This is a genomic window from Actinomycetes bacterium, from assembly GCA_036000965.1.
Lineage (GTDB): Bacteria > Actinomycetota > CALGFH01 > CALGFH01 > CALGFH01 > DASYUT01.
In genome coordinates, this window is sequence record DASYUT010000263.1 from 1 (window position 1) to 12,604 (window position 12,604).

Below are 12,604 nucleotides of genomic sequence, written 5' to 3' on the forward strand. Positions count from 1 at the left end.
CGTCGCCGCCAACCGGTGGGCCGACCTGCGCGCCACCCTCCGCGACAACCTCGGCGGCCGCATCGAGCTCCGGCTCAACGACCCTGTCGAGTCCGAGCTGGGCCGGGCGGCCGCCGCCGCGCTCCCAGCCCTGCCCGGCCGGGGCCTCACCCCGACCGGGCTCCAGTTCCAGGCCGCCCTGCCCGTGGTCGGCGACACAGGAGGGGACGCGGGGCTCGCCGGGGCCGCCGCCGAGATCGGACGCCGAGTCCCCTCCGGGCCGCCCGCCCCGCCGCTGCGCCTGCTCCCCGCCCTGGTACGCGAGGCTGACCTGCCTGCTCCGGGGCCAGAGCGGCCACCAGGCGTGCCGTTCGCGGTCGACGAGCACCGGCTCGAGCCGGTCCTGCTCGACCTGTTCACCGCCGCGCCGCACTTCCTCGTTCTCGGGGACGCCGGGTGCGGCAAGACCAGCCTGCTGCGGCTCCTGGCCCGGGGGCTGACCACGCGGTACGGGCCCGGCCAGCTACGGCTGCTCGTCATCGACTACCGCCGGACCTTGATCGACGTGGCCGAGGGTCCCCATCTGGACGGGTATGCCTGCACGCCCGCCATGGCCAGCGAGGCGGTTGGGCACCTGTACCCCGTCCTGGCCGGGCGCCTGCCGTCTGCCTCGCTCTCCCGCCGCGAGCTGCTGGCCCGGGACTGGTGGACCGGCCCGCGCTTCGTGATCCTGGTCGATGACTACGACCTGCTGCCCACCCCGTCCGGCAACCCGCTCGCGCCCCTGGTCGACCTGCTCGGCCAGGCACGGGACGTGGGGCTGCACCTCGTCGTCGCCCGGCCGGTCGGCGGCACCGCCCGGACCGCGTTCGAGCCGGTGTTCCAGCGCCTGCGGGAACTCGGCACCCCGGGCCTGCTCATGCGGGGTGACCCCGGGGAGGGCGCCGTGCTCGGGGGCCTGAAGGCCGGCCCGCTGCCACCCGGCCGGGGCTGGCTCGTGCGCCCGGACGCCCTGAGCGGGCTCGTCCAGGTCGCGTACCAACCGCCGCCGGTGCCTGAGGTGCCAGCCCCGCCGGTGCCCGGGGTGGCGGTCCCGCGGGTGCCTGAGGAGCCGGTCCCGCCGGTGCCCGGGGTGCCGGTCGAGGCGGGCCGCGTGGCTTGGGTGCCGCCCGCCTCCCCGGCGGCTGGGCCGGGCCCGTCGTGAGCCTGGCGGTCCTGCTCGTCACCGTGGCCGCCTCGGGCGGGCGTGCCGCCGACCTCGCCGTGCCCGCCGACATGCCCGTCGCCAGCCTGCTCGGCGCGCTGGCCAGCGCGGTGCTGGGACCTGACGTGGTGGGGCCCTGGTCGCTGGCTGGCGCCGACGGTGTCCCCCTGCCGCCGGAGCGGTCCCTGGCCGCCTCCGGTATTGGAGACGGTGCGGTCCTCACCCTCTGCGCTGAGGCGTCCGCCACCCGCCCGGCCTCGGTCCGCCCAGCAGCCCTCCCGCCGAGTGCGCACCCGGCCCTGGCCGGCGTGGCCCTGACCGCAGGTCCCCCAGGGCCGTCGCCGGTGCGCGAGCGGGTGGTGACCGCCTTGCGCGCGCTCGTCCGCCGCGGGCTGGTGGAGCCGGGTCTTGGCCCCGAGGGCCGGGCCGAGCCCGGCCCGGCGGCCCGCCCTCGGTTCCAGGGTCGCTCCTGGCGCCCGGTCCTGGGGGCCGGTCACGAGCACGAGCTGGTCGGCGGCTGCGGTCGCGGCCCGGGCGCCAGGGTCGTGCAGGCCTGGCAGGCGACCGGGTACGGGCGGAGGCTGGAGGCGGCCGTGGCCGCGCCGGTACTCGATCGCTGCGCATGCGTGGGGGTGCTCTCGGCCGCCCCGGGTGTGGGCGGCACCAGCGTCGCTGCCCTGCTCGCGGCCGCGCTGGCGGGCGGGCAGAACGCCACCGTGGCGGTGGACCTCCATCCCGGGCCCGGTTCCCTCACCCAGATCCTCGCCCCCGCCCCTGATCCCACAGTCTTCGCCCCTGACATGGAGGTCCTCGCCCTCGACTCCGAGGTCTTCGCCGACGACCTGGTCGACGTACTGGAGCACCCGGCGCTCACCTGGCCGGAGCTGCGCGCCGCCCTCGGCCGGGCCGGCTCCCGGGTGGCGGTCCTGACCGCCCGGCCCCACAGCGGTCCCGCCCGGCCCGGGGGACCGGGTGCCACCGGCGCCGACGCGGGCCTGTTCGACGAGCGGGGGTGGGCCCGGGTGCTGCGCGGGCTCGCGCGCCACCCAGTCGCGGTGGTGGTCGACTGCGGGCCCGGCCTCGGCGTCCCGGCCGCCCGGGCCGCGATCGCAGCCGCCGACCAGCTCGTGCTCGTGACCGGCCCCCAGGACCGGGCGCCAGGAGCGACCCTGGAACCGAGGGCGGGCCGCCGGGCCGGGCTCGGCCCGGCCCTCGGGGCCAAGACCAGCTCTGGCCGGCCGGTGGCGTTGGTGGTGAGCCGGGCACCGGCGGGTCTGGACGCCGGCCAACTGCTCGACCGTGTGCCCTGGGCGCGCGGCGCCTTCCTGCTCCCGGACGAGCCCACCGGGGCGGCCGCGCTGCGGGTGGGGCCGTTCGCCTGGCACCGGATGCCCGGGCGCTGGCGGCGGCAGGCGTACGAGCTCGCCGTCCTGCTGGTGTCCGACTGGCCGGCGCTGGGGTTGGCGCACCTGGCAGGACGCGCCCCGGCCCAGTGACCCGCCACCCGCCCGCCGCCGGATCCCGCCACCCGCCCGCCGCCGGATCCTGCGGCCGGGTCCCGCGGCCGGGTCCCGCCGCCGGATCCCGCCGCGGTGCAGGGCGACCGCGGCCCGGCCACCCACCGCCCGGCCTGACCCGCCGCGGTTGGCGTGCGCCCGGCGGCTGGGCCGGCACCCGCTGGCTGCCGACCCGGATGGGGCTGCTCGGCTCGCTGGCTCTCGCTGGCTGCCGACCCGGATGGGGCTGCCCGGTCCGCCGGCTGCCGACCGGGCTGCGGCTGCTCGGCTCTCGGGTGGTCCGGTAAACGCGCAGGCCAGAAGCCTCGAACAGGTTGCTACGCACTGCGCGAGAGTGGTATTGTCGTTCGTCGGCGGCGGGTGACACCTGTGTTTCGAACGAAGTGGGCGTTGGCCCACTTCAATTTTGTCCGGGCCACGCCACCCGCCGACAGACCGGTATGGGTGCCGCTATCGAGAGGGCGACCAGCAACGTAGACGCGTGAGGAGGTAAGCGACCGTGGCGACGCTTCCTTCGCGTGTCCTGGAACTGGCCGAGCAGGTGGCCGCCGGTCACGACATCGAGGTGCTCGAGGCGCAGCTCCACCGACGGGGACGGTCCCCGGTGCTCAGCGTCGTGCTTGACGCCGACGCGCCGGTCGAGGCGGACGTCGTCGAGCGGGTCTCCAAGGAGCTGTCCGACGTCCTCGACGCCGAGGATCCGGTGCCGGGGAGCTACGTCCTCGAGGTCACCACCCCCGGGCTGGATCGGCCGCTGCACTCGGCCCGGGACTACCGCCGCCAGCTCGGCCACGAGGTGCGGGTGACGCGGACCGGGGCCGGGGAGGGTGAGGCAGCCTTCGTGCAGGGTGTGGTGGTGGCCGTGGACGACGATGCGGTGACGCTCTCCGCTGCTGGCAGCCAGCTCCGGGTGCCGCTGTCCGACGTGGTGCGGGGAAAGGTTGTGTTGCCGTGGTGACACCCAGTCAGCAGGGCCAGCGTCGGGTCGGCACCGGCAACGAGAGGACGGCGACGTGAACATCCCCATCGACGAGCTGCGCTTCCTGGAGCGTGAGAAGGGCATCGCGCTCGATACCGTCATCAGCGCGCTCGAGAGCGCGCTGGCCGCCGCCTACAAGCGCCAGCCCAACGCGCCAGATGACGCCCGCGTGGTGGTCGACCGCGACACCGGCGAGGTCACCGTCTACGCCCAGGAGCTCGACGAGGACGAGCGTGTCATCCGCGAGTGGGAGGACACGCCGTCGGACTTCGGCCGGATCGCGGCCGTGACCGCCAAGCAGGTCATCGTCCAGCGCCTGCGCGAGGCAGAGCGCGACATCACGTTCGGGGAGTACGAGGGGCGAGTCGGCGACATCGTCACCGGGATCGTGCAGCAGCGCGACCCTCGCCACGTCACCGTGGACCTCGGCAAGGTCGAAGCCGACCTGCCCCACTCCGAGCAGGTGCCGAGCGAGCACTACCAGCACAACGACCGCCTCAAAGTCTACGTGACCGACGTGGTCCGATCGGCGCGGGGACTGCGGGTGGTGGTGTCGCGCACCCACCCGAACCTCATCAAGCGGCTGTTCGAGCTGGAGGTGCCGGAGATCGCCCAGGGGATGGTGGAGATCACCAACGTGGCCCGGGAGCCTGGGCACCGGACCAAGATCGCGGTGACCAGCCACGAGCCCGGCGTGGAGCCGAAGGGCGCCTGCGTCGGCTCGCGCGGGTCGCGTGTGCGCATGGTCGTCAACGAGCTGCGGGGCGAGAAGATCGACATCGTCCTGTACTCCGACGACCCGGCGCAGTTCGTGGCCGAGGCGCTGTCCCCGGCCAAGGTCAAGTCGGTCCGCATCGACCAGGCGGAGCGGACCGCCCACGTGGTCGTGCCCGACTACCAGCTCTCGCTGGCCATCGGCAAGGAAGGACAGAATGCCCGGCTGGCCGCCCGGCTCACCGGTTGGCGCATCGACATCTCGAGCGAGAGCCAGGCCGCCGAGCGGACGTCCGACCGGGTCTACGAGCCAGCGGGAGGGTCGGGCCGTCCGGCCGTGAGTGGCGGTAGGCTGACCACCCCGGGCGGGAATGTCGACCCTGGTCCACGGCGTTAAGGAGGAGACGGCGGATGGTGCGAGTGTCCGGTGGGGATGGAGGGCCCGTGGCTGCGGCCACTGGTCGTCCGGCGACGGCCCGGAGGGCCGTGCCCCAGCGCACCTGCGTGGTGTGCCGGGTCTCCACGGACAAGCGCACCCTCCACCGCATCGTCCGTTCGCTGGACGGCGTGATCCGGTACGACCCGACCGGCTCGGCCGCCGGCCGGGGCGCCTACCTGTGTGGCGACCCGGCCTGCACGGCTCTGGCGGTCAAGCGGCGCAGCCTGCACCGCGCGCTGAAGCTGCCAGGCGGGGCCGGGGCAGAGGCCGCCGTCGAAGCGTTGCGCACCGCTCTGAGCGTGAGCGGGGGAGCGGGGCGGCGCATTGACGAGCCCCCCCAGGGCGATGAGGGGTCCGGGCGGCGCAGCCCCCGGTCGAGTGATCAAGAGGAAGTGAGAACTGGTTGAGCAACCCGCGCGTCTACGAACTTGCCAAAGAGCTGGGGGTCCCGTCCAAGGACCTGCTCACGAAGCTGTCCACCATGGGCGTGGAGGTCAAGAGCCATTCCTCGACGGTGACGCCGGACGTCGCGAGTCGCCTGCGCTCGTCGGTCCGAGGTGGTGGCCGCCCGGCTGAGACGTCCCCGAGAAGGCCGGCGTCCGGCCCCGCGGGCAGGAGTCCGACGTCCGGCGGCGAGAGCCCGTCCGGGCCGGGACAGGGGCCGCCCGGCCAGGGCCGCTCGGCCGCGCCCGCCCAGGGCCGCCAGCCGCAGCCCGGCCAGGCCCGTCCCAGCCAGGTTCGCCCAGGCCAGCCCGGCCAGGGCCGCCCCGGCGAGCCTGGCCAGGGCCGGCCGCTGCCCCCCGGGGTGCGCCCGCTGCCGCCCGGGGTGCGCCCGCGGCCGCCCGGCGCCCGTCCCCCGGCCGGCCAGCCCGGCCAGGGCCGGCCGCTGCCCCCCGGGGTGCGCCCGCTGCCGCCCGGCGTCCGTCCCCCGGGCGGCCAGCCCGGCCAGGGCCGGCCGCTGCCCCCCGGGGTGCGCCCGCTGCCGCCCGGTGCCCGTCCAGTCGGCCGTGACGGCCGCCCGCTGCCGCCTGCCGCCCGCCCCCTGCCGCCCGGCGCCCGTCCGGGCCAGCCCGGGATGGGCCCGCGGCCGGGACAGCCCGGCGCTCGTCCGGGCCAGCCCGGGATGGGCCCGCGGCCGGGACAGCCCGGCGCTCCCGGCCGGCCTGGCATGGGTCCGCGGCCGGGCCCGCCCGGAGCCCGGCCGGGCCAGCCCGGAGCCCGGCCGGGCCAGCCCGGAGCCCGGCCCGGCCAGCCCGGCATGGGCCCACGGCCCGGCGGTCCCGCCGGCCAGGGCAGGCCAGCCCCGGGCGGTGGTCCCGGCGCCGGTCGTCCCGGCGGTCCTGGCCGGCCACCCGCGGGTGGCGCCGGTCGTCCCGGCGCTCCCGGCGGCGGAGCTGGACGGCCCGGACCGGGCGGACGCCCAGGTGGCGCGGGTGCTGGCGCCGGCCGCGGTGCGCCGGGTGGCGGCCGCGGCGGCCCGGGTGGCGGTCCCGGCGGGGGCCGGGGTGGCTTCGGCTACCGTGGCCCGCGCCCGAAGAAGCGCAAGGGTGGTCGCAGGCGCGAGGAGTTCGAGGCGTCGCCGGCGCCGACCATCGGCCAGTCGGCGCTCGACATCTCGCTGGAGGGCGTCCTGCGCGTGCCGCGGGGCGTGACCGTGCAGGACCTGGCTGACCGGCTCGGCCGGCCCGCCGGTGACCTGGTGCGCCACCTCATGCAGATGGGCGAGATGCTGACCGCCACCCAGTCGATGTCCGACGACGCCGTCCTGCTCCTCGCCGAGGACCTCGGTGCCCGCATCGAGATCGTCGACCCGAGCGAGGCCGACGTGCTCGAGGAGATCGAGGGCTGGGAGGACGCCAAGCCGGACCGCGACGAGGACCTGCAGCCGCGACCCCCGGTGGTCACGGTCATGGGCCACGTCGACCACGGCAAGACCAAGCTGCTCGACGCCATCCGCCACACCGACGTGGTCGCCGGCGAGGCGGGCGGCATCACCCAGCACATCGGTGCCTACCAGGTCCGTGCCGGCGAGGACGGCCGGCTGGTCACCTTCATCGACACCCCGGGCCACGAGGCGTTCACCGCCATGCGGGCCCGCGGCGCCGCCGTGACCGACGTGGCCGTCCTGGTCGTGGCCGCCGACGACGGCGTCATGCCGCAGACCATCGAGGCGATCAACCACGCCAAGGCGGCCGGGGTGCCGATCGTCGTGGCGGTCAACAAGATCGACAAGCCGGAGGCCAACCCGATCCGGGTCCGCCAGCAGCTCACCGAGTACGACCTGGTCGCCGAGGAGTATGGCGGCAAGACGGCCTTCGTGGACGTCTCCGCCAAGACGCAGCAGGGTCTCGACACCCTGGTCGAGAACGTGCTGCTCGTCGCCGACGTCGAGCTCAACCTGAAGGCGAACCCCAACCGTCGCGCCCAGGGCACCATCATCGAGGCGCACCTGGACCGCGGCCGCGGTCCGGTGGCCACCGCGCTGGTCCGGCGGGGCACCCTCAAGGTCGGGGACGCGGTGGCCGCGGGCACGGCGTTCGGCCGGATCCGGGCCATGTTCGACGAGAACGGCAAGGAGGTCGCCGAGGCAGGGCCGGCCCGCCCGGTCCAGGTCCTCGGCCTGTCGGCCCCGCCCAGCGCGGGCGACGAGGTCCGGGCGGTGTCCGACGAGCGGGTGGCCCGCTCGATCGCCCAGACCCGGGAGGCGCGCCAGCGCCAGGCCGAGATCGCCACGACCAAGGCGCCTCGTCTCGAGGACCTGTTCGCCAGGATCAAGGAGGGCGAGCTGCAGGAGCTGCCGCTCGTCGTCAAGGGCGACATGATGGGCTCGGTCGAGGCCATCGACGACGCGCTGAACAAGCTCGAGGTGCCCGAGGTGCGCCTGCGCGTGCTCCACAAGGGCGCCGGCGCGATCACCGAGAACGACGTGACGCTGGCGGCGACGGCCGGGGCGATCATCATCGGCTTCTCGGTGCGGCCGACCCCGGCCGCTCGTGAGCTGGCCACCCGCGAGGGCGTCGACATCCGCCTCTACTCGGTCATCTACCAGGTCGTGGAGGACATCGAGAAGGCCCTGCGCGGCCTGCTCGCACCCGAGCTCGAGGAGCGCGCCCTCGGCAGCGCCGAGGTCAGGCAGCTGTTCCGGGTGCCCAGGGTGGGCGTCGTGGCCGGTTCCTACGTCACCTCGGGCGAGATCACCCGCGGCGCCAAGGCGCGCCTGGTCCGCGACGGCGTGGTCGTCTACGACGGGCGGGTCGACTCGCTGCGGAGGTTCAAGGAGGACGCGCGCTCGGTGTCGGCCGGCTACGAGTGCGGCATCGGTCTCGAGCACTTCCAGGACGTCAAGGAAGGAGACCTGATCGAGGCCTACGAGATGGTGGAGATCCCACGCTGAGGCTCCGCCAGGAGCCGAGCCTTCCAGATGTTCGTCGCCCTGCTCCGCCTCGACCTGCGCCTGACCGACGCGACCTCGCTGAAGGACAAGCGCTCGGTCATCAAGTCGCTCTCGGCCGCCCTGCGCCGGCTCAACTGCGCAGTGGCCGAGGTCGACCACCAGGACCTGCGCCAGCGGGCCACCCTGGCCGTGGCCACGGTGGCCGGCGAGGGCTTCCATGCCCGCCGGGTGCTGATCTCGGCCGAGCGCGAGGCCGAGCGGACCCCCGGCGTCGAGCTGCTCGACTCCACGATCACCCTGTACGGACCCGAGGACGGCTGAGAGAGACGAGATGGCAACCCCAAGCTACCCACGCGCCAGGCGCCTGGCCGAGACGGTCAGGCGCCTGGTCAGCGAGTGGGTCGAGGCGGAGCAGGCCGACGGCCGGCTCGGCTTCGTGACCGTGACCGACGTGCGCATGACCGGCGACCTCCGTCACGCCACCGTCTTCTGGACCGTCCTCGGCGGCGAGCAGGAGCAGGCGGCGACCGGAGCCACGCTCAGCGAGGCCACCGTCCGGGCGCGGACCTACGTGGCCCATCGCGTTCGGCTCCGCCACGCCCCGACGCTAGAATTCCAGCTCGACGACGTGCCTGGCCGTGGCGCCCGGATCGACCGGCTCCTTGCCGAGCTGGGTACCGACGACGGCGGCGAGGCCCCCGAGCCCGCGGCCGGGATCGCCCCGAACCAGGAGGGGTCGCAGCGATGACCACCAGGCCCGAGTCCATCAGCCAGGAGGAATGGGAGGCCGCGGCCGCGGCCATCGCCGGGGCCGGCCAGACGGTGGTCTCCTGCCACCTCAACCCGGACGGGGACGCCCTCGGCTCGGCCCTGGCCCTGCAGCGCGGCCTGGAGAACGCGGGCCGGAACGCGGTCGTGAGCTTCTCCGAGCCGTTCGTGGTCCCGCCGCAGTACCGGTTCCTCGCCGGGCTCGACCGGCTGATCCCGCCCGCGCGAGTGCCGGCCAACCCGGATCTGCTCGTCTGCTTCGACGCCGGCTCCCTGGACCGGCTCGGCAGCCTCGTCCCCGCCTTCGAGGGCGCGGCCACGACCGTGGTCATCGACCATCACGCGTCCAACACCCGGTTCGGGGACGTGAACCTCATCGACCCGGCCGCCCCGGCCAGCGCCGTGCTCTGCCGCGAGCTGCTCCGCCGCCTGGACCTCCCGCTCGACAAGGAGATCGCCACCTGCCTGTACACGGGCCTGGTCACCGACACCGGGCGCTTCCAGTACCAGGCCACCTCCCCGGAGACCCACCTGCTGGCCGCCGAGCTGCTGGCTGCCGGCGTGGAGCAGTACGAGGTGTCGAAGACGCTGTTCGAGACCAACGACATCGGCTACCTGCGCCTGGCCGCCGACGTGCTCGGCCGTATCGCCCAGGTCCCGGAGGCGTCGCTGGTGTGGACCGCGGTGACCCTGGCCGACCTGACCCGCCACGGCGTCGACATGGACCAGACCGAGGGGCTGATCGACCTGGTGCGCACCGACGCCGCCAGCGACGTGGCCGCCGTGGTCAAGGAGCAGCCCGACGGCGCCCACAAGGTCTCCCTCCGCTCCAAGGGCGGCACCAACGTCGGCGAGCTGGCCACCCGGTTCGGCGGCGGCGGGCACGCGTTCGCGGCCGGGTTCACCTCCCAGCTCGGGGTCGAGAAGACCGTCTGGTCCATCGTCGAGGCCCTGACCGGGCAGGAGGCCGGCGCGACGGCCGCCCGCCCGCTGGTCGGGTAGGCAGGCCGGCGCGGTGACCACGGCGGGTGCAGTCCCAGGTCGGGCCCGGGACGGCGGGGCGGCGACCACCGACGGCGTGCTCGTGTGTGACAAGCCGGCCGGGATGACCTCGCACGACGTGGTCGCGCGGGTGCGCCGCCTGGCCGGGCAGCGCCGGGTCGGGCACGGCGGCACGCTCGACCCGCCGGCGACCGGCGTGCTCGTGGTCGCGCTCGGCCGGGCCACCCGCCTGCTGCCCTACCTGCCCATGGAGCCCAAGCGCTACCTGGCCACGGTCGCGTTCGGCACGGAGACCGACACGCTCGACGCGGCCGGGAGGGTCGTGGCCAGCACCGACGCGTCTGCGCTTGACCGGGCGGCCGTCGAGCAGGCCCTGGCCGGGTTCGTCGGGCCCGGCGAGCAGGTCCCGCCCATGGTCTCGGCGGTCAAGGTGGGCGGCGAGCGGCTCTACGCCAAGGCGCGCCGGGGTGAGACCGTCGAGCGGGCGGCCCGCCCGATCACCGTGCACGCCATGGACCTGGTCGACTTCGTCCCCGGCCACCGGCCGCTGGCCACCGTCGAGGTGGCCTGCTCCGGCGGCACGTACGTGCGCGCGCTCGCCGCCGACCTGGGCCGCGCCCTGGGCTGCCTGGCTCACCTGGCCGCCCTGCGCCGCACCGCGGTGGGCGGCTTCACCGAGCAGGCCGCGTACCCGCTCGACCGGCTGGAGTCACTCGCGGCAACGGGAGAGCTGGCCACGGCCGTGCTCGACCCGGCCGCCGCCATGGCCCCGGCCGGGGTCCGGTCGGTCTCGGCCGACGAGGCGGCCGCCCTCGCCACCGGCCGCACGATCGCCCCGACCGGCCTGGACGCTCCGGTCGCGGCCGTCGCCCCGGACGGCCACCTGGTCGCGGTCATCCAGGACGGCTCGGGCCGTGCCCGCCCCAAGGTCGTGCTCGCATGATGCGGGCGGGCGCACCCCAGGCGGTGCCCGGGGGGGAGGGGCGCCGGGCGCGGGCGGGCGCACCCCAGGCGGTGCCCGGGGGGGAGGGGCGCCGGGCGCGGGCGGGCGCGCCCGGGGCGGCGTGCGGGCAGGTGGGGCGCTGATGACGGTGTGTCTCTACCACGGGCTCGACCAGGTGCCGGCCGGGCTCGGCCCCACCGTTGTCACGGTGGGGATGTTCGACGGGGTGCACCGCGGCCACCAGGCGCTGCTTGGCCACGTGACCCGCGAGGCGGCCGCCCGGGGCGTGCCGGCCGCGGCGGTCACCTTCGACCGCCACCCGATGGAGGTGCTCCGGCCGGGCAGCCACCCGCTGCTGCTCACCACCCTGAGCCAGAAGGTCGCCCTGCTCGGCGAGGCTGGCGTCGAGGTCGTCCTGGTCCTGCCCTTCACCTTGGAGCTCTCCCAGGTGCCGGCCCGCGAGTTCGCCACCCGGGTGCTGTTCGAGGTCATGGGCGCCCGCGCCGTGGTGGTGGGGGCCAACTTCCGCTTCGGCCACAAGGCCCAGGGCGACATCGAGCTGCTCGCGGCGCTGGGCCGGGAGCGTGGCGTGGACGCCGTGGGCGTCACCCTCCATACCGACGGACGCGAGGTGATCTCGTCGACCCGGATCCGGTCCGAGCTGGCCCGTGGCGACGTGCAGGCCGCCGCCCGCTCCCTCGGCCGTCCCTTTGCCCTCGAGGGCCACGTCAACCGGGGCGACGGCCGCGGCCGGACGCTGGGGGTGCCGACCGCCAACGTCGGCGTGCCCACCCGCCTCGCCCTGCCCGCCATGGGCGTGTACGCCGGCCACGTCGCCCCGGGGGACGGCACCTGGCTGCCGGCGGTCACCAACGTCGGCGTCAGCCCGCAGTTCGGCGGCACCGAGCTCCGCGTGGAGGCGCACGTGCTCGACTACGACGCCGACCTGTACGGCCGCCGGGTGTCGGTCTCGTTCGAGCACCGGCTCCGCGGCGAGGAGGTCTTCGCCAGCGTCGACGAGCTGGTAACCCAGATGCAGGAGGACATCCGGCAGAGCCGGAAGCTCCTCGGCGCGCCCGCCGCGTCCTGAGCCGGCTCGTTCAGCACGGACCGGGACCTGCCGATGCAACTCGCAGGACGTCCGGACGAGCGGAGGTGGACGGGTGGCGAGCGGCCCGAAGGTCCTCGTGTGCGACGACGACGACGGCATCCGGGGCATGCTCGTCGTCTTCCTCGAGGCGGAGGGGTTCGAGGTCGAGGCCGTGGCCGACGGGCCCTCGTGCCTCGAGACGGTGGCCGAGAACCCCCCGGACGTGGTCGTCCTGGACGTGATGATGCCGCGGATGGACGGCTACCAGGTGGTCGAGGTCCTGCGCCGCAGCTTCTCCCGGCACGCGCTCAAGGTGGTCATGCTCACCGCCCGCACGTCTGGCGAGGACGCGCTCGCCGGCTGGAGCGCGGGTGTGGACCACTACATGACCAAGCCGTTCGATCCCGACGAGTTGCTGCGGCTCCTCCACTTCCTGGCCCGCACCACCGAGGCGACCACCCCGAGGGACTGAGCCTGGAAGAGCGCCGGGGCTGCCGCTTCGCCGCTCGAGCCCCAGACCCGGTTCTCGGCAGAAGTGCGCAGGTAGACCCCTACCCGCTGGCGATGTGCTGGCA

13 protein-coding genes and 1 pseudogene are annotated in these 12,604 nt (G+C 75.3%); all 14 read left to right on the forward strand.

Going from position 1 to position 12,604, the window contains the following annotated elements; genetic code table 11:
- Nucleotides 1–1,183, forward strand: a 1,183-nt coding sequence (gene eccCb / locus VG276_22690; protein HEV8652120.1) for a type VII secretion protein EccCb, incomplete at its 5' end; no start/stop codon positions are given.
- Complete coding sequence (locus VG276_22695; protein HEV8652121.1) at nucleotides 1,180–2,679, forward strand: EsaB/YukD family protein; 1,500 nt, start codon at nucleotides 1,180–1,182, stop codon at nucleotides 2,677–2,679. The genes eccCb and VG276_22695, both read left to right, overlap by 4 nt.
- A gap of 520 nt (nucleotides 2,680–3,199) precedes the next feature.
- A complete protein-coding gene (gene rimP / locus VG276_22700) occupies nucleotides 3,200–3,658 on the forward strand; it encodes a ribosome maturation factor RimP (GenBank protein ID HEV8652122.1) in 459 nt (152 codons plus the stop codon).
- Between the two features lie 55 nt (nucleotides 3,659–3,713).
- On the forward strand, nucleotides 3,714–4,790 hold the full coding sequence (gene nusA / locus VG276_22705) for a transcription termination factor NusA (GenBank protein HEV8652123.1): 1,077 nt from the start codon (nucleotides 3,714–3,716) through the stop codon (nucleotides 4,788–4,790).
- A gap of 14 nt (nucleotides 4,791–4,804) precedes the next feature.
- Nucleotides 4,805–5,239 (forward strand): YlxR family protein, encoded by a 435-nt coding sequence (locus tag VG276_22710; GenBank protein ID HEV8652124.1) that lies wholly within the window; start codon nucleotides 4,805–4,807, stop codon nucleotides 5,237–5,239.
- Nucleotides 5,236–5,316 (forward strand): annotated as a pseudogene (locus tag VG276_22715) (translation initiation factor IF-2 N-terminal domain-containing protein). Before VG276_22710 ends, VG276_22715 begins: the two are co-directional and overlap by 4 nt.
- Nucleotides 5,317–6,480: 1,164 nt before the next feature.
- Nucleotides 6,481–8,226, forward strand: a complete 1,746-nt coding sequence (gene infB / locus VG276_22720; protein HEV8652125.1) for a translation initiation factor IF-2 — start codon at nucleotides 6,481–6,483, stop codon at nucleotides 8,224–8,226.
- Between the two features lie 27 nt (nucleotides 8,227–8,253).
- A complete protein-coding gene (locus tag VG276_22725) occupies nucleotides 8,254–8,547 on the forward strand; it encodes a DUF503 domain-containing protein (GenBank protein HEV8652126.1) in 294 nt (97 codons plus the stop codon).
- 10 nt (nucleotides 8,548–8,557) lie between these two features.
- Nucleotides 8,558–8,974, forward strand: a complete 417-nt coding sequence (rbfA, locus tag VG276_22730; GenBank protein ID HEV8652127.1) for a 30S ribosome-binding factor RbfA — start codon at nucleotides 8,558–8,560, stop codon at nucleotides 8,972–8,974.
- Nucleotides 8,971–9,996 carry a DHH family phosphoesterase gene (locus VG276_22735; protein HEV8652128.1) on the forward strand — a complete coding sequence of 342 codons (1,026 nt, stop codon included), beginning with the start codon at nucleotides 8,971–8,973 and terminating at the stop codon, nucleotides 9,994–9,996. Before rbfA ends, VG276_22735 begins: the two co-directional genes overlap by 4 nt.
- 13 nt (nucleotides 9,997–10,009) lie before the next feature.
- The gene (gene truB / locus VG276_22740; protein HEV8652129.1) at nucleotides 10,010–10,939 is read left to right on the forward strand and encodes a tRNA pseudouridine(55) synthase TruB; all 930 of its coding nucleotides are present in this window, start codon (nucleotides 10,010–10,012) and stop codon (nucleotides 10,937–10,939) included.
- Complete coding sequence (locus VG276_22745; protein ID HEV8652130.1) at nucleotides 10,936–11,082, forward strand: hypothetical protein; 147 nt, start codon at nucleotides 10,936–10,938, stop codon at nucleotides 11,080–11,082. Before truB ends, VG276_22745 begins: the two co-directional genes overlap by 4 nt.
- Nucleotides 11,082–12,029 (forward strand): bifunctional riboflavin kinase/FAD synthetase, encoded by a 948-nt coding sequence (locus tag VG276_22750; protein HEV8652131.1) that lies wholly within the window; start codon nucleotides 11,082–11,084, stop codon nucleotides 12,027–12,029. The genes VG276_22745 and VG276_22750 overlap by 1 nt, the downstream gene beginning before the upstream one ends.
- A gap of 73 nt (nucleotides 12,030–12,102) precedes the next feature.
- Nucleotides 12,103–12,501 (forward strand): response regulator, encoded by a 399-nt coding sequence (locus VG276_22755; protein ID HEV8652132.1) that lies wholly within the window; start codon nucleotides 12,103–12,105, stop codon nucleotides 12,499–12,501.
- Nucleotides 12,502–12,604: the final 103 nt, after the last annotated feature.